Source organism: Candidatus Kaistella beijingensis (genome assembly GCF_020084865.1).
GTDB classification, from domain to species: Bacteria; Bacteroidota; Bacteroidia; order Flavobacteriales; family Weeksellaceae; genus Kaistella; species Kaistella beijingensis.
Window position 1 is genome coordinate 1,208,398 of the sequence record NZ_CP071953.1, and the last position, 16,730, is coordinate 1,225,127.

The window sequence follows — 16,730 nt, forward strand, 5'->3', positions numbered from 1 at the left end:
TTCCCACAAATCATTTCTTCTTTAAGCCATCATAAATCTGATGAATCAAACCATCCGCAACGGAGATTTTCGGAACAAAGATTTTGTTGATGTCGCTCCAAGTCATCACTTTGGTGAAAATTTCTAAGGCAGGAACCAAAACATCCGCGCGGTCTTCTCGCAGATTGTGTTTCGCCATTCGTTCCGTTACAGATAGCAAACTTAATTCTTTGTAGGTGTTTTTTAAGCCCGATAAAAAGAGAGGTTTTCCGTCCTTGGTTTTGCTCATGGAGAAAACTTTGTTGATATTTCCGCCCGATCCAATTGCTACAACCGCTTTTTTACTGTTGATATTTTTGCGTATTTCCTCTTTCATATCTTTCCAATGATCTTCTGTAACGAGATTGTTCAGCAACCGGATGGTTCCGATATTAAAGGAATTTTTGTATTTCATCTTTCCGTTTTCATAGAAAGTGAGTTCGGTTGAACCACCTCCAACATCAATGTACAAATAAGAAAAATCTTTGTCAAGTCCCTCTGCAACGTGGTTTTCATAAACCAATGAAGCTTCCTCGTCGCCGGAAATAATTTCGATATCAATTCCGGAAGTCTTTTTTACCAATTCACGAATCTTCACGCCGTTTTTCGCATCACGCATCGCCGAAGTTGCACACGCTCGATAATGTTCAACCCCATAAATTTTCATTAAATCCGAAAACACTTTCATGGAATCGACCACCATTTTCTCCCGTTCAGGACCAATTTCGCCATTCGTAAAAACATCCATTCCCAATCGCAACGGAATCCGCAACAAGTTGAGTTTGGTAAATTCGGGTTTGCCTTTTTTAGGTTCTATGACTTCATTGATGAGAAGTCGTGCAGCATTACTTCCGATATCGATCGCGGCGATTTTCATAAGTCTGAAAAAATTTAATATCTAAAGATAAGAAGAATCAAATGAAAATGGAAGCAAATCTCTAATGGATTTTGTTTTGAAAATTTCGCCATCAAGAGATGCAAAATAAATTTCGATTTCTTCTTTCTGTTTCGCTTCGTATTCTAAAATCGACTGTCTGCAAGCTCCACACGGAGGAATTGGTGATGATGAAATGGCATCTTTCGGTGCTCCAATTACAAATAATTTTTTCATCTTCACTCCAGGATAATTGGCGGATGTCCAAAAAATTGTAGTCCTTTCCGCACATAAACCTGAAGGATAAGCCGCGTTTTCCTGGTTGCTTCCTGTGACAATTTCACCATTTTGAAGAAGAATCGCACAACCAACATGAAAGTTGGAATAGGCAGCATAAGCATTTTCACGAACTTTTTTGGCGGCATCAAATAATTTTTTTTCAGTTTCATCAAGCGCGTCGTAATTCCTGATGGCTTCGAAAGTGATTTTAAATTCTTTTTCCATTTTTAAAAATCGGGGAGTAAATATAGGAAAAAATTAGTAATAATTCGGTGCAGTAGGTGCAAGTTGCAAATGGTTTTGAGCGTTCTCATTAATAAGTTTTCACTGAATATCATTTCAATTGTTGGTCAATAAGATATTACTAGTAACTTTGTGAAAAGTTGTACTAACTGTACCAATATTCACCCTTTGCAACTTGCACCAACTGCATCTTGCATCAATTTATGTTATACTCAAAAATAAAATTTAGAAATTTAGAACTGAAAAACCGTTGGGTAATGTCCCCGATGTGTATGTATTCAGCAGAAAATGGCGTTCCGAATGATTTTCATTTCGTTCATTACGGAAGTCGTGCTCAAGGTGGAACTGGATTAATCATCGTGGAAGCAACCGGCGTTGTTCCCGAAGGAAGAATCACCAACAAATGCACCGGAATTTGGAATGACGAACAAGTTGAAGCATTTCGAAAAATTGTAAAATTTGTTCATGAAAACTCGGAAAGCAAAATCGGAATTCAGTTAGCACATGCAGGAAGAAAAGCTTCAACCTGGAACGGAAAACAGATTTCTTTGGAGGAAGGTTGGAAAACCGTGGCTCCATCACCGATTGCTTATCATGAAAGCGAAAGAATTCCACATGTACTTTCAACTGAAGAAATCAAAAGTTTGGTTCAGAGTTTTAGAGATGCTGCAAAACGTTCCATTAATGCTGGTTTTGATTTGGTGGAAATTCACGCTGCCCATGGTTATTTAGTTCATCAGTTTTTGTCGCCATTATCGAATATCAGAACCGATGAATATGGCGGAAGTTTTGAAAATAGAATTCGTTTCTTATTGGAAATTGTTGATGCTGTGAATGAAGTTTTAGATGAAAACCACCCACTTTTTGTAAGAATTTCTGCGACAGATTATGCGGAAAACGGTTGGGATTTAGAACAAAGTGTGGAACTCGCAAAAATTCTGAAAACTAAAAACGTCGATTTAATCGATGTTTCAAGCGGTGGAAATATTCACGGCGCAAAAATCACCTTATTTGATGGTTATCAAGTTTCCTTCGCGGCAGAAATCAAGAAAAAATCAGGAATAAAAACCGGCGCAGTTGGATTGATAAAAACCGCTGAACAAGCCGAAGAAATTCTGCAGAAAGAGGAAGCCGATTTAATTTTCGTGGCACGAGAAATTTTGAGAAATCCATATTTAGCGGTACAGAATTCTTTTAATGAAAAAGGAGAATGTTTTTTTCCGCATCAATATGAAAGAGCGAGAATTTAACCTTGTCAACTTTTGAAACCTTCTAAAAAATCCGCTTCTAAATTTGAAGCGGATTTGTATTTTATTTTCTCGGAAATTATGGGTATTGCGCAGATCTTTTTATTCTAAATGCTTTTACGAATATTCAAATTTTCTGATGACTTCCAAAGTCTTGTCGATTTCCTGATCTTTAATCGCATCGGAAATAAACCACGTTTCGTAACCACTTGGTGGAAGATAAATTCCTTTTTCTAAAAGTTGGTGGAAAAAATTGTTGAATAGAGCATGATTGGAATCTGCCGCTTCATCAAAATTAGAAACCGATTTCGTGTGGAAGAAAACACTCATCATCGAACCTTTTCTGTTAATTCGGTGTGGAATATTTTTAGAATTTAAGATTTTTCCAATTTCAAAATCTAAGGTTTCTGTCGTTTTATTGATGTTTTGGTAGAAATTTTCATCATTTTTAATGAGCTGCAAAGTCGTTAAACCTGCCCTCATCGCCAAAGGATTTCCGCTCAAAGTTCCGGCTTGATATACCGCGCCACGTGGAGCAAGATGATTCATGATTTCACTTCTTCCCGCAAAAGCACCAACAGGAAGTCCGCCTCCGATGACTTTTCCGTAAGTCACCAAATCGGCTTTCACATTGAAAACTTCCTGTGCGCCACCGAAAGCCAAACGAAAACCTGTCATTACCTCATCGAAAATCAATAATGCTCCGTTTTCATCACAAATGGTTCTCAATTTTTGAAGGAAATTATTTTCCGGCAAAACGCATCCCATATTTCCTGCAACAGGTTCGATGATGATTGCTGCAATTTCACCTTGATTCAAACGGAACAAATCTTCAACCTGTTCGAAATCGTTGTATCTCGCCAACAAAGTATCTTTCGCAGTTCCGGCGGTAACTCCGGGAGAATTTGGATTCCCGAAAGTTGCAGCACCACTTCCCGCTTTAATTAAAAAAGAATCGGAATGTCCGTGATAACAACCTTCGAACTTGATGATTTTGTCTCTTCCGGTAAAACCTCTCGCCAAACGAATCGCACTCATACATGCTTCAGTTCCTGAAGAAACCATTCTGATTTCATCGATGTTTGGCACATTTTCTACGATGAATTTTGCGATTTCAGTTTCCAATTCAGTTGGAGTTCCGTAAGAAAAACCATTTTCTGCCTGCTTTTTAATGGCTTCTAAAACTTCGGGATGAGTGTGCCCCAAAATTGCGGGTCCCCAAGAATTGATGTAGTCGATATAAACATTATCGTCCACATCGGTCATGTATGCTCCTTTTGCAGATTTCATAAAAATTGGAACTCCGCCAACAGATTTAAAGGCGCGAACCGGGGAATTTACTCCACCGGGAATATATTTTTGGGCTTCATGGAATAAGGCCGAACTTCTTTGGTAAATCATGAGTAATGGGTAATAAGTAATGAGTAATATTTTGGCTGGATGTTGGGTGATGGATCATGTACGCAGAAAAATTCGATCAAAGAAATTGCAGCGAAGCAAATTGACCATACACCAAAATTATCCTCTTGGTTTTTTTTCCTGTAGATAAATTAATTGTCCCGGTTTTGGTTGTTGCCCGAAATCCATACGGTTTTTGGAATATAATTTTTTCAACTTTATTCCGAATTTTTGCGCGATATCGTGCATAGATTCTCCGGATTGTGATTTGTAAGTAGCGATGTTTCCGTTCGAAGATTTCGATTCTAAAAAGAGAATATCGTTTCTTTTCAATTGATTTCCATCGAGTTCGTTCCATTTCATCAAACGACTTTCACTGATTCCGAATTTTTTAGAAATTGAAGCTAAATCAACGTTATCAGGAATAATGACAAACTTTTTGTTTTCGTTGGGATGACTTTTAATTAAAATTGAATTGAGGGTTTCTGCTTTTGTAACAATTTTCTGAACGTTTTTTTGTTGTTGAGCATAAGAAGTCTGTTGATAAGGAACCGTTACTGTGACAGGTTTTGAGGAGGCTTTGTTTTGGTCGAGTTGCGCCATAAACATTTTGTCGTTTCTCAAATCGGGATACATTTTTAAGACTGCGTAAAGGACTTCCTTTGAATTGGTATTGTCGAATTCGTAAAGCTTGTATCGCTCGATTTTATCGATAAGAATGTAAGCGTAACGCGGATTTGTAGCGTATCCTGCTTTTTTCAGTCCATGCGCCCAAGCTTTGTAGTCTTTCATGTCAAGTTTGAAGAGATTCTGATAATATTTTCGGTAAGCCAGAAACTTTGAATGGTCTTCGTAGGACTCTCTCGGATCGTCATAAACACGAAAACATTCGTTGGGAGCGTCATCGGTGTGCTTCATGGTTTTTCCGGTCCACTCTTCTTTACATTTGATACCGAAATGATTGTTGCCTTGAATGGCGAGTCGGCTTTGTCCACCACCGGTTTCTAAAAGTCCTTGCGCTAAAGTGATGGAGGCGGGAATTTTATATTTCTCCATTTCCTCGACGGCGTAGGTTGCAAATCTTTGGATGTATTGGTCTTCAGTTTTCCAAGTTTGGGCTTGGAATTTTGATAAAATAAGTATTGCGAATGCAAAAAATATTTTTTTCATAAATGGATTTAAGTTTTGGCTAAAGCCAATAATTATTTACCTTTTATTAAAACGGACTAAAGTGCGTTCCTATTGATTATTAAATCTCTTTTCTTTTTCCTCAACATTTCGTTGGCGCCTTCAATTCCCTGTAATCCGCCGGTGTGAAATGCGAGAATTTTGCTGTTTTCAGGAAAATAACTTACTTCTATCAATTCAAAAACCTTCTTCATCATTTTTCCTGTGTAAATGGGTTCCAACTGAATTCCAAACTTTTCCGAGAAATCATTGATAAAACGGATATTTTCATCAGTTATTTTGCCGTAACTTCCGTCGTGTGCTTCGATGAGTTCAAAATTATTTCTTTCGGAAAGTTTTAAAACACTATCATTCAATGAATGATCATCAACAACCTTGAAACCTAAAACCTTCTGATTTTCCTCTGCAAATTTGGATATTCCGGCAACGGTTCCGCCTGTTCCAACTGCGGTGCAAAGATAATCAAAACTTTTCGTATCGCTGTTCAGTAGGTGTTGAATGCCTTTTAAAGCGAATTCATTAGTTCCGCCTTCTGGAATAATTAATGCGTTTGGAAATTCTATTTCTAAGTTTTTAGTTAAAATCTCTTTGTCACGAAAATCTTCTCTTGTAACAAATCTGAAATCCATTCCGTTTTCGTGAGCGAATTTTAGGGTTGGATTTTGCTGCCATTTACTTTGCAATTCCTCACCTCGAATTATCCCTAAAGTTTTTATCTCTAAATCTTTTCCTAAAGCTGAAACTGCGGAAATGTGGTTTGAGAAAGCGCCACCAAAAGTAATGATAGAAGGATTTGTTGGATCTTCGTCTAAGTAGTTGTTGATATTATATAAAAGCTTCCAATATTTGTTTCCTGAAATTTGGGGATGAATGAGATCTTCTCTTTTGATAAAAAGTTGAATGTTTCCCTTTAAAGGAATTTCGATTATTGGAATCTGAGTATCAGGAATTTTCATTGTTACAAATTTATTCGAAAGAAAATCAAAAACAAAAAAGGGTGCATATCAATACACCCTTTAATCTGCTTGAAGATAAAATCCTACTACTTCTTAATAACTTTCAGCGTTTTGACTCCTTGTTGAGTATCCACTTTCAAAATGTAAACATTCACCGGCAAATCGTGTAAGTTCAGCTTTGTTTTAGATTCATTAATATTTTTAAACTGTTTTACCAGCTGACCAGAAGCAGAGAATAATTGCACCGTATTTATTTTGCTTTCTGTCTCTACATTAATATAATCTGTTGTAGGATTTGGAAATACTGAAACATATTTTGCGGCAATGTTATCAACTGCCAAATTACCGTTAATCAAAGTAAAGTATTGGTAATTTCCAGCAATAATCTGTGTTGATGCTCCCGTAGCTGCGTCCACTTTTTGCACACCATTTGAGTTGGAGCACAAGTAGTTGCCATTAGAAGTCTGTATCGCTCCACGTAAACCCGTAACATTATTCCATTTGTTTAAGATATTTCCTGTAGGCGAAATAACATACAGTCCGCTTGTGTTTCCGGAGGTTGCATTGCTACTAAATACGGCCAGTACATAATTTCCGGCCGAAGTTTTATTGATTTGTTCAATTCCTGACAAAATTCCTGCATCAACCAAATTTCCCGCCACTGTTCCGTCATAATTCATCATTTGAATTCCACTGCTTCCGAAAGAGGTAATATATGCTTTCCCAGCGCCATTATCAATCGCATCAAAAGGATCCGCAATTGTGTTGTAGGCACCAAGTGAATTGCCTGCAAAATCAAGCCTTCTCACAGAATTGGCAATTGCTCCATTTGTACTTCCCGCATTGGTTACCCAAACTTCGTTATTTACCACATTCAATCCGCGAATGTTACTTAAACCAACCGTTGAAGGGATTGTGGACACATAAGTCCCATCGAGTGCGAAAGTGTAAATTCGATTATTAGTCTGATCCGAAATCCAAATTTTGTCCTGAACCTGCACAATACCCTTTATGGTTCCTGCCGAAAGTGATGTTAAGTTGATAAACCCAGAATTAATCACCGATCCATCTGCAGCATTAAGTTGTGCTACCGTTTTGGCTGTAGAGTTCATTACCAAAATTGACTGTTGAGATTTGAGAATCACATTCCCAAAGAAAAATGCAAGGATTAAAAAAAGTAAATTTGTTTTCATATTTTAAATATTTGTAGTGACTAAATTACAAACAAAATACAATTTGAAAACATTTTTATTTAAATTTCGAAGGAAATGAAGTAATTAATTTGCTAAATATTTCCAAAAGCTCCAAATTTTGCGGGTTTCCAAATAATTCAAGTCGTCTTCCATTGCATAAGCTTCTCTTTCGAACGATATATATTTGTAGGCAAGAAAACTGTCTTTCAAACGAAAATACCAATAATAATATTCGATGACGTACCACAGGTAAAAGAAAATCACCAACAATTCTAGCTGTTGCCGAAGGTGAATTTTTTCATGATTAATGAGAATCTTGTTGTTCTTGTCTTGCGGTTTTTTCAGCAAAATAAAGGGAAAAAGAGTAATGCCGTTAATTTTTGTATTTTTGAGTAAATTTTGGCACACGATTATCATGTGACAAATATAAAATTTTTGGGTATTTATTTTAACCAATGAGCGCAAATATCATCAAAGAGCATGAAGACTTTTATTATAACGAACAGGGTTATAAAGTTTTTACGGAGAAATTCCACTTAAAGCGTGGTTATTGCTGTAAGAGCGGCTGCAAACACTGTCCTTATGGTTATGATAAAAAGACAGACACTTTCCTTAAGATTAATAAAACAAACTTAAAAAAATGAAAAAATATTTTCTTTTGCTTTTCACATCTGCAACTTTGGGACTTACAACTTCTTGCAGTCCGTTTCAGGTGAGATCCGACTATGCGGAAACCGCAAACTTCAACACGTACAAAACTTATAAGTTAAGAATTGACGATTTAAAACTGAACGATATCGATAAAGACCGTGTACTGAACGAGGTTTCAAAACAATTGCAGTCAAAAGGTTTAAGCGTCTCCGACAATCCTGATTTAATTGTGAATGTGAAAGCCAACCACAAAAAAATTCAAGACGTTCAATCGACAAGACCTTACGGAATGTACGGATGGGGCGGTCCTTTCGGTTGGGGAGTTGGGATGAACAGAACCTGGACTTCAAATTATAACGAAGGAGCATTGGTTTTGGATTTAATCGATGCGAGAACCCAAAAATTAGTTTGGCAAGGAATCGGAAGTGGAATTTCAGTAGATTCCCCGAAAGCTAAACAAAAACAAATTCCTGAAATTGTTGCCGAGATTATGGCCAATTACCCACCGCAGAAAGGGAAGTAACACAAATTCTATATATCAGAAAAACCGCTTGATGGCGGTTTTTTTGTTGTTAAAAAAATCTTTAGTTCTTTTCGGCGGCGGCTTCGCCGCCGCCGAAAAACATTACTTCAAAAATTATTTACCGATCACTTCTACTATAGGATTCCCGATGTTTCCGCTTGGAAACTGAATTCTTAAAAGTGATGCAATTGTTGGTGAAATATCGGTCATATTGTATTCTTTGTTACTTTCACCATTTTTAATTCCCCATCCCATAAAAATCAATGGAACACGCGAATCATACGAATTCCAAACGCTGTGAGTCGTTCCCTTCTTTGCATAAGGAGGAAGCATGGAATCATGTGAAATTAATTGAATATCGCCGCTCCTCTGCCAATTGTAACCGTTGATAATTCTAGTTTTAATCGGTTCAGGAATGGGAGCTTGTCCTAATTTTTTAAGATTTACTGCAAATAAAACTGATTGGTCTTTATTGAGTTCATCGACCAAATAATCAACAACATTGGTCATGTCTAGCTTGTTTTTTTCAACCAAGCTTTGATCCAAATAAATTTGATAATTATCAATTGAGGTCAACAGATTTTCAACTCCATATTTGAGTTTGTATTTTTCGTTCAAACTTTTTTCTGCGCCTTCTCCAAAAAATCCTGTCGCCATTTTGTGTTCCTGCATAAAACCTACGGCGTGAGCTCCACCGTGATCCGCAGAAAGGAAAACCGTATATTCATTTTTGCCAATATTTTTATCTAAATATTTAAAAAATTCTGCCAAATCTTGGTCTAATCTCAAATAAATATCTTGAACCTCGATAGAATTGGGTCCGAATTTGTGTCCTGCATAATCAGTTGAAGCAATATTGATGGCAAGAAAATCGGTAATATTGTCTTTTCCCAAACTTTCTCCTTCAATTGCAGCTTCAGCAACTTTCAAAGTCAAGGTATTTCCAAAAGGTGTGTAGCGGATGTTATCTTTTTTGGCCTGATAATCAGCCGCTAAATTATTGTATGGAAAAGTTGGTGTTTTTGCACTTCCTAAAAGTCCTTCCCACGGAGAATTATCTGGTGAACTTTCGGTATATTGGTTGAGTGGAAGCAAAGTATTCCAACCATTTGCGACTAATTTTTCAGGCAGATTTTGGGCGTTGAAATTTTTCATCCATTGCGGAAGATCATTCATATAATACGAACTCGTTACAAAATTTCCTGAAGAGTCATCAAACCAATATGCTCCAGTCGGATTATGTCCTGCTGGAAGAATTGAGGCTCTGTCTTTCAAAGAAACACCCACAACTTTTCCCTGAAAATTGGTAGCCAATCTTAATTCATCTGTAATTGTTGTGGACCACAAATTTTTTGGTGAATGACTTCCTACTTTTACATTCTGGGTTCCAACCGGTTTTACAGTTTCATCGGTTGTACAATACACATTTTTCCCTGTGCCCTTGTCATACCAATCGTTTCCAGCGATCCCATGAATTGCAGGAACAGAACCTGTATAAATCGATGTATGTCCTAAAGCTGTCACTGTAGGAACATAATTGATATGAACATTATTCAAGGAAAAACCCTTGTTCAAAAGTCTTTTGAAGCCATCATTGCCATATTTGCTGTAATAACGATATAGATAATCCCATCTCATTTGATCGACAACTAGACCTACAACTAATTTTGGACGATTCGGTTGGTTAATTTTTGCTTTTTGCGCATTGATTCCTATGGAGAATACAGCCAATGCAATAAGGCTCGCTTTTTTGAACATAATTTTAAAATATTATTCTATATAAATTTTCACAAAATTAAGAAAACTATTATTGAAATAGTTTCTTAAATTCTTCGGTGTTATAGCTCTTCAAGACCACCTCACCTTTACGGTTCAAAAGTAGATAACTTGGGTTAGAAAAAACCCCTAATTCCTCTTGATACTTTGCATTGTTGTTCTTGCTTTTAACATTCTGCCAATCTTGCATCTTATGATCTTCGACAAATTTTTTCCATTGTAGATCAGTTGTTGTGTTTAGAAATGCTAAAATCTTAACATCTTTTGTAAACTGATTTTCTTTTAGGAATTTCTGAATTTCAGGCATTTTCTCTTGGCAATGTACACAATCAGGATCATAAAAAATAATCAAAGTGTAATCATGGTTTGGATAGATTGATTTCAAGTTCGTATCTATCCCGCTAAAATCGGTCATTGCAATATCCGAAATTACAGAACCCAATGGTAATTTTTCATTCTGTTTAAGTTTAACCAAGGTCGTTTGATAAAGTTTTTCATCTGCTTTCATACAATCAACTGAATTAAGATATTTGTTGAAAACATAATTGTAAGTCTCATTCAGATTGTATTTATTTAAATAATCCAAATTCAAGAAAACCCATTTTAGGTAGTACAAATAATTCGGGCTTTTACAAGTTTGACCTTTCAGTAAAATATCTACGTTTGACTTATAGTTTTCATTAGTTATAGGTAATACTTTAACATAATTGAAAAGCGATGAATAAATATTTGGAAGTAACTTAATACGTTTATCATTAAGATCTATCCCCTTAAAATATTGATTTCTGAAATTTTTTAGTTGTAACTCTTCTGTTGGGATGGTCAATTCTTTCAGTTCTAATTTTGCGTATAAAGCTGCGGCTGAAAGTGGAAAATTTTGGACGATTGCCTTCAAGTTTGTTTCTCTTTGTTCCCTGTTAATGACATTTTGGGAAAGCAATAATGCCTTATTCAAAGGGTCTGAAGTTGTCATTGATCGTAGAACACTATTATCAAGATTGAAGACAAGGTTTGAACCGTTTACCAAATCAATATTTGCAAAATTAAGTTTGTCATTTTTTTTGAAACTCAACCGATAAACCGCACCAATAATTTTCTTCTGCTGAATAAATGCAACCTCGTTTTTTCCTGAGACTAAAGCAGAGTCGACCGCTGTAGTTTTACCCAATGAACCGTTATAGTAACTTAAGTATAATTTTTCTTCATTTACATCTTTCAGATTTATTTTAACCTGAAAACCAATTTTTTGTGAAAACAACAATTGACTTATAAACAGTAATGCAATAAAAACAGATCTTTTCATTTTTAATAATTATTTGCAAATTTAATTCTTTTTGTTTTTCAAACGCTGTTTGCAACAAATAAAAAAACGTACCAAATGGTACGTTTCTTACAGTATTTGTTTAGAAAAAATCTTAAAATCCTAAATCTCCGTTAACTTCTCTAACAGCGTTTGCAGCTTCTGCAAATTTTGCTTTTTCAGCTTCTGTTAAAGATATTTCAACAATTTTTTCAACTCCGTTTTTACCGATGATTGCAGGAACACCAAGACAAATATCGCTTTGTCCGTATTCACCATCTAACATCAATGAACAAGGAATCATTTTCTTTTGATCGCAAGCAATTGCTTGAACCATTACAGAAACAGCCGCACCTGGAGCATACCAAGCTGATGTCCCTAATAATTTTGTTAAAGTCGCACCACCAACTTTAGTTTCTTCGATAACGTAGCTTTGTTTTTCTTCGCTCAAAAATTCTGAAACTGGAACACCGTTTCTAGTTGCTTTAGACATCAATGGCAACATTCCTGTGTCGCTGTGAGCGGCAATTACCATTCCGTCCACATCAGAAATTGGACATTCTAAAGCTTCTGCCAATCTGTATTTGAAACGTGCAGAATCTAAAGCACCACCCATTCCGATGATTTTATTTTTTGGAAGACCCGAAGTTTTGTGAACTAAATAAGCCATGGTATCCATTGGATTAGAAACTACGACGATGATGACGTCTGGAGAATGTTTCACCAAATTCGCCGTTACTTCTTTCACAATTCCGGCGTTGATTCCGATTAATTCTTCTCTTGTCATTCCCGGTTTTCTTGGAATTCCCGAAGTAATTACGGCGACTTTTGAACCTGCAGTTTTGCTGTAATCGCCTGTTGTTCCTGTGATTTTGGTATCAAAACCATTCAAAGAAGCGCACTGCATCAAATCCATTGCTTTACCTTCGGCAAATCCTTCTTTGATATCAACCAAAACAACTTCTGAAGCGAAATTTTTCATCGCGATGTATTCAGCGCAACTCGCGCCCACTGCTCCTGCTCCAACTACGGTAACTTTCATAATACTATTATTTTTATATTTTTTTAATGTCTTTGTTAGAACTCCAAATTTACGAAATATTGAAATTACTGCCAATTTAGAATTATAAAATATTCCTCAAAATAATCCGAGTAAAAATTCAAAAGCTCTCATGGCTCCCCTTAAAACATCATCGTATTGATGTTCAGAAACATTTTCATCAAGCGACTCTTTGAAATTTTTCCATAAAACTCCGGTATCCTCACCATAACAATTAAAATAATGGAAAGAAATATTTTGAAATTCAGGACTTTTTGCGAGTTGTTTTGCAATGACATTTCCGCCCAAAGTGGAACCTTCCATCACATAAAGAAAACCGAATGCTTCGGCTTCATTTACTATTTCTGGCAGATTTTCAGGTTTGGATTTTTCTATATGTAAAGAAGACAAATCTTTTTCAATTAAAGGAAGTTTTCTCCTTTTTTCTAAATGTAAATTCTGCGCCGTTTCTTTTGAAAGTGTTTTGAAAACATCACTTTCAAAATTCAAAAGGAAAAGGTAATTGAAATGAATTAATTTTCGGTAATTATCTAAAGTATACGTTTTATCGAAGATTTTTGAGGATTGGAATTGCTGTTCCAACTTATCGTGAAGGGATTTTGTTTTTTCTTTTAAGGTTTGTGAAATCATATGGTTTTGTAAGTTTCGGCTAAAGCCTGATTCGGATTTTTAATATTAAAAAACGGGCTAAAGCCCGTCCCTATTGATAAATGCTACTATAAATCAAGGTTTTTGAAAAGTAAGGATAAATGTAGTTCCCTCGTTCACTTTGCTTTCAAACGAGATATTTCCGCCAAGCCTTTTCATCAGTCGATATACGATTGAAAGTCCTACGCCATTTCCCTGGAATGACTTCGCATTTTCCATTCGGCTGAAGATTTTGAACATTTTTTCGTTATTTTTATCCGCAATTCCGATTCCGTTGTCTTTGATTTTATAGATGACGCTTTCGCCTGAAACTTCACCATGAATTTCCACTTTCGGAGATTCACTTTTGGAGGAATATTTTATCGCATTTCCGATTACGTTTTGTAAAACCTGTTTCAACATGGTTTTATCGGCCAAAACATTTGGACAATCACCTTTAATGACTTCGGTACTTTCAGCTTGCAGAGTGAATTTAGCATCGTACATAATTTTATCAATCAACGAAAGTGTTTCCATGTTTTCTAGATGGATTTCAGAGGTTTTCGCACGACTTAAATCAAGAACGTTGCGCATCATCACCTCCATGCTGTTGATTTCTTCAATAATTTTCTTGACTTTTTTCTGAACGTCTGGATTTTCTTTTTGGGTTCTTTCGAGCAACTGTGCGTTCAGCTTCATAACGGTTAAAGGCGTTCCCAAATCGTGAGAAATGGTATGTGAAAAACTGTCGAGTTCTTCATTCAATTTTTTCAATTGGTCATTCAGTTCCACGATTTTTGAGCTTAGATTTATCGAAGTTTCCAAAATCACGGGAATCAGCTTTTCTACGGCGATGATGTTTTTATTTTGCCAATGCTTAGATTTTCCGTTGATGTCTTCCGAAAATATCTCGAAAGATTTTCTTGGCGAAATCATGATTTTTTCTGTACCGTAATGATTGACGGTTTCGGGTTTTTTCTCTTCATAACCTGCCCAATTGATGTGTTCGGTGTATTCTTTTCGGAACCATATCAACATTTGTGTTTTCAAACTGTCGAGATTGGCAATAAAAACTCCTGCAGCATTTTGGTCTACATCAAACTGCTCTTTAAAATCCTTCAAAAATGAATTACTGTAAAACATTTTTTCCGGTTGGCTTTGCATCCATTCACCAATTTTGCGAATTGCATTTTCGGCCGGAACCGTTCCAAAAGTCTTCAACCCATCCCCCATGATAATCGCCAAACCATCAGATTCCACCATGTTTTTTAAAACTTCAATATTCTCAAAAAGTGAATCTTTTAAAGTGTTATGTTTTAGAAACTGCTCCCTTAAAAAACGGGTTTTATTGTTGAACTCATTAATATCATCAATTTTCTGTTGAGATTTGAATGACATATAGGAGTTTGCTGCCAAAGCGGTAAAAACTTCTGCCCGAATTCTGTTGGCTAAATCGATATGTTTGGCTTCAATATTTTGACACGTTACCAAACCCCAAAGTTGATTGTCGATAATAATCGAAGTGCTGAAACTTGAAGCGACACCCGTATTCTTCAAGTATTGCCCATGAATTGGCGACATTGCCCGAACTGAAGAATAAGTTAAATCAATTTTTTCGTCGGTTTTGCTAAAAATCGGGACCATTTCAGAATACACATCGCTGAAAATACGTTCGCGTTTTTTTAAATAAAGCGCTCTGGCTTGTCTTGGAATATCGCTCTCCGGATAATGAAGATTCATGTAGCTTTCCAGACCGGGATTGATGTGCTCTGCAATTACTTTTCCGGTGCCGTCTTCCAAAAAACGATACACCATAATTCTGTCGTAACCCACCACATCGTAAATCAACCGCGCCAGATTTTTCCATAATTCTTCTGAACTTAAAAGGCTGCTTGGATTGGCATATTTATTTGAAAGGTAAACTTTCTGGGAATTATTGTCGATAAATCGTTCAAATTCCAGGAAAATATTTCCACTGAATTTATAGATTAAAAAATGATGCGGAATGCCGTTGACAATAATTTTATCAACAAAATAATCATTTTCTTTCTGGGTAAATTTTTCGAGGTTCTGATAGAGTTCAGATTCGGCAATTTGTGAAAAACTTTGAGGTAAACTTTCGATTTCCGCACCAAAAATATCACCTTCTATTTGAAAAAGCGTTGCAATGTTCTGGCTGTAAAATTTTATGGTCTTAGTCTCGGCATCAAGTCCAATCAGGTAACCATAGCTCTGAATGTGTCCCGGAATGTGAATTTCTTCCTCGTGACAGTCTAAAAATTCCTTCATAGTTTTTTAACCGACCAAAGATAACTTTTTATTTAACATAATTTGCTGGTCAACAGAAATTATTATTCCGCTAATCTTTTAAAATCTGCTATTTTTCTTCCTCGAAATAAAGTCGGTAATATTTTCCCTTTTCGTCCTGCCCTGTCTCAATCATCTTTCGGTCGCCGTGAACATAGATGTGGAAATTTTTATCGAGTTTGATGACACTTTTGAAACCCCTGCTCTGCTTTTTCACCGCCGCTTCATTAATCGCAAAATCCTCTGAAATTGAAACCTGCATATCGTTTTCGTAATCGGATTTGAAGTTGCTGAAACTTTCGATGACGTTTTTGTCTTCTAAAACTTCGTTGGTAAATTCCTCGAAATCGAATTTTTCTTTTTCCTTGAAAAAGTTGATGGATTTGTTGAGGAAATCGGCTTGGTCGGCTTTTGAAACCTCGAATTCTGTTGGCAATTGTTTGGTGATGAAATCTTTGTAAACTGCGAGTGTTTCTTGGGTGTGGAAATATTCGTCGTCGCGTTGTTTTACTTTTAGAAAATCTTCGAACCAATAATAGATGTCGCCGTTTTTGTTGTTGTCAATCACGGAGACTGCATAACCGGTCTCTCTGCCCGTATTATAAATCAACGCACCTTTATCCAGTTTTGAAAGTCCGATCCCATAATCTTTTTCAATTTCAAAGGTTTCGTTTTGAGGGAAAATTTTCAGGAAAGGATTTTTATTTTCTGTTTTAAATATTCCAATAGAGTCTATTTTATTTCCGTCCGCGTTTTCCTCCCCTTCAAAATAAACGATGAAGAGTTCACCGCTTTGAACACGCGGATTTTCGGTGATTTCGTAAAGATGTTTTGCCAAATTCTCGCTTTCCCAAACGAATTTATTTTTGTCTTCAAAAATTTCGGAAACTGAGGAATAAACGGGATTGTTCACCAAATAAGAATCGCTGTAGAAACGAAACTGCTCTTCTGATTTGAAATTTTTCAGGAAAAAATCTTGCAGAAGTACTTTCATATCATCTTCCAGTTTCAACTCTTCTTGTGAGAGAATTAAAGATTCCTGATTGATTTTGTTTCCGACTTTGTGGACGATTATTTTGGAGAGCATTTT

The 16,730-nt window shown here is 36.2% G+C and carries 16 protein-coding genes; 3 read left to right on the forward strand and 13 right to left on the reverse strand.

The window, feature by feature from the left end; all coding sequences use genetic code 11:
• Nucleotides 1–10: 10 nt before the first annotated feature.
• Together J4771_RS05635 and cdd are read right to left on the reverse strand one after the other, a co-directional pair.
• Nucleotides 11–895: a Ppx/GppA phosphatase family protein gene (locus J4771_RS05635; RefSeq protein ID WP_224137270.1), complete on the reverse strand. Its 885-nt coding sequence runs from the start codon at nucleotides 893–895 to the stop codon at nucleotides 11–13.
• 21 nt (nucleotides 896–916) lie between these two features.
• On the reverse strand, nucleotides 917–1,396 hold the full coding sequence (cdd, locus tag J4771_RS05640; RefSeq protein WP_224137273.1) for a cytidine deaminase: 480 nt from the start codon (nucleotides 1,394–1,396) through the stop codon (nucleotides 917–919).
• Nucleotides 1,397–1,617: 221 nt separating this feature from the next.
• Here cdd and namA point away from each other — a divergent pair, with 221 nt between their 5' ends.
• Entirely contained in the window at nucleotides 1,618–2,664 is a 1,047-nt protein-coding gene (namA, locus tag J4771_RS05645; protein ID WP_224137275.1) for an NADPH dehydrogenase NamA, read from the forward strand.
• A gap of 114 nt (nucleotides 2,665–2,778) precedes the next feature.
• Here namA and hemL read toward each other — a convergent pair whose 3' ends face one another.
• The 5 genes from hemL to J4771_RS05670 all read right to left on the reverse strand — a co-directional run bounded on the left by hemL (nucleotide 2,779) and on the right by J4771_RS05670 (nucleotide 7,813).
• The gene (gene hemL / locus J4771_RS05650) at nucleotides 2,779–4,062 is read right to left on the reverse strand and encodes a glutamate-1-semialdehyde 2,1-aminomutase (RefSeq protein ID WP_224137278.1); all 1,284 of its coding nucleotides are present in this window, start codon (nucleotides 4,060–4,062) and stop codon (nucleotides 2,779–2,781) included.
• 117 nt (nucleotides 4,063–4,179) lie between these two features.
• Nucleotides 4,180–5,229 (reverse strand): glucosaminidase domain-containing protein, encoded by a 1,050-nt coding sequence (locus J4771_RS05655; RefSeq protein WP_224137280.1) that lies wholly within the window; start codon nucleotides 5,227–5,229, stop codon nucleotides 4,180–4,182.
• Nucleotides 5,230–5,285: 56 nt separating this feature from the next.
• Nucleotides 5,286–6,203, reverse strand: a complete 918-nt coding sequence (locus tag J4771_RS05660) for a 1-aminocyclopropane-1-carboxylate deaminase/D-cysteine desulfhydrase (RefSeq protein ID WP_224137285.1) — start codon at nucleotides 6,201–6,203, stop codon at nucleotides 5,286–5,288.
• A gap of 86 nt (nucleotides 6,204–6,289) precedes the next feature.
• Nucleotides 6,290–7,396, reverse strand: a complete 1,107-nt coding sequence (locus J4771_RS05665; RefSeq protein ID WP_224137301.1) for a T9SS type A sorting domain-containing protein — start codon at nucleotides 7,394–7,396, stop codon at nucleotides 6,290–6,292.
• Between the two features lie 84 nt (nucleotides 7,397–7,480).
• A complete protein-coding gene (locus tag J4771_RS05670) occupies nucleotides 7,481–7,813 on the reverse strand; it encodes a hypothetical protein (protein ID WP_224137306.1) in 333 nt (110 codons plus the stop codon).
• A gap of 38 nt (nucleotides 7,814–7,851) precedes the next feature.
• On the opposite strand from J4771_RS05670, the gene J4771_RS05675 reads away from it, so the two are divergent.
• Together J4771_RS05675 and J4771_RS05680 are read left to right on the forward strand one after the other, a co-directional pair.
• Nucleotides 7,852–8,040 carry a DUF5522 domain-containing protein gene (locus J4771_RS05675; RefSeq protein ID WP_224137324.1) on the forward strand — a complete coding sequence of 63 codons (189 nt, stop codon included), beginning with the start codon at nucleotides 7,852–7,854 and terminating at the stop codon, nucleotides 8,038–8,040.
• Entirely contained in the window at nucleotides 8,037–8,570 is a 534-nt protein-coding gene (locus tag J4771_RS05680) for a DUF4136 domain-containing protein (RefSeq protein WP_224137329.1), read from the forward strand. The genes J4771_RS05675 and J4771_RS05680 overlap by 4 nt, the downstream gene beginning before the upstream one ends.
• A 114-nt stretch (nucleotides 8,571–8,684) precedes the next feature.
• Here J4771_RS05680 and pafA read toward each other — a convergent pair whose 3' ends face one another.
• The 6 genes from pafA to J4771_RS05710 form a co-directional block, all read right to left on the reverse strand.
• Nucleotides 8,685–10,328: an alkaline phosphatase PafA gene (gene pafA / locus J4771_RS05685; RefSeq protein ID WP_224137332.1), complete on the reverse strand. Its 1,644-nt coding sequence runs from the start codon at nucleotides 10,326–10,328 to the stop codon at nucleotides 8,685–8,687.
• Nucleotides 10,329–10,377: 49 nt separating this feature from the next.
• Nucleotides 10,378–11,649, reverse strand: a complete 1,272-nt coding sequence (locus J4771_RS05690) for a TlpA family protein disulfide reductase (protein ID WP_224137335.1) — start codon at nucleotides 11,647–11,649, stop codon at nucleotides 10,378–10,380.
• 112 nt (nucleotides 11,650–11,761) lie between these two features.
• On the reverse strand, nucleotides 11,762–12,688 hold the full coding sequence (locus tag J4771_RS05695; protein WP_224137337.1) for a malate dehydrogenase: 927 nt from the start codon (nucleotides 12,686–12,688) through the stop codon (nucleotides 11,762–11,764).
• 96 nt (nucleotides 12,689–12,784) lie between these two features.
• Complete coding sequence (locus J4771_RS05700; protein ID WP_224137342.1) at nucleotides 12,785–13,336, reverse strand: biliverdin-producing heme oxygenase; 552 nt, start codon at nucleotides 13,334–13,336, stop codon at nucleotides 12,785–12,787.
• Between the two features lie 93 nt (nucleotides 13,337–13,429).
• Nucleotides 13,430–15,622, reverse strand: coding sequence for an ATP-binding protein (locus J4771_RS05705; protein WP_224137346.1), 2,193 nt, complete (start codon nucleotides 15,620–15,622; stop codon nucleotides 13,430–13,432).
• 88 nt (nucleotides 15,623–15,710) lie between these two features.
• Entirely contained in the window at nucleotides 15,711–16,727 is a 1,017-nt protein-coding gene (locus tag J4771_RS05710; protein ID WP_224137349.1) for a nucleoid-associated protein, read from the reverse strand.
• Nucleotides 16,728–16,730 lie beyond the last annotated feature (3 nt).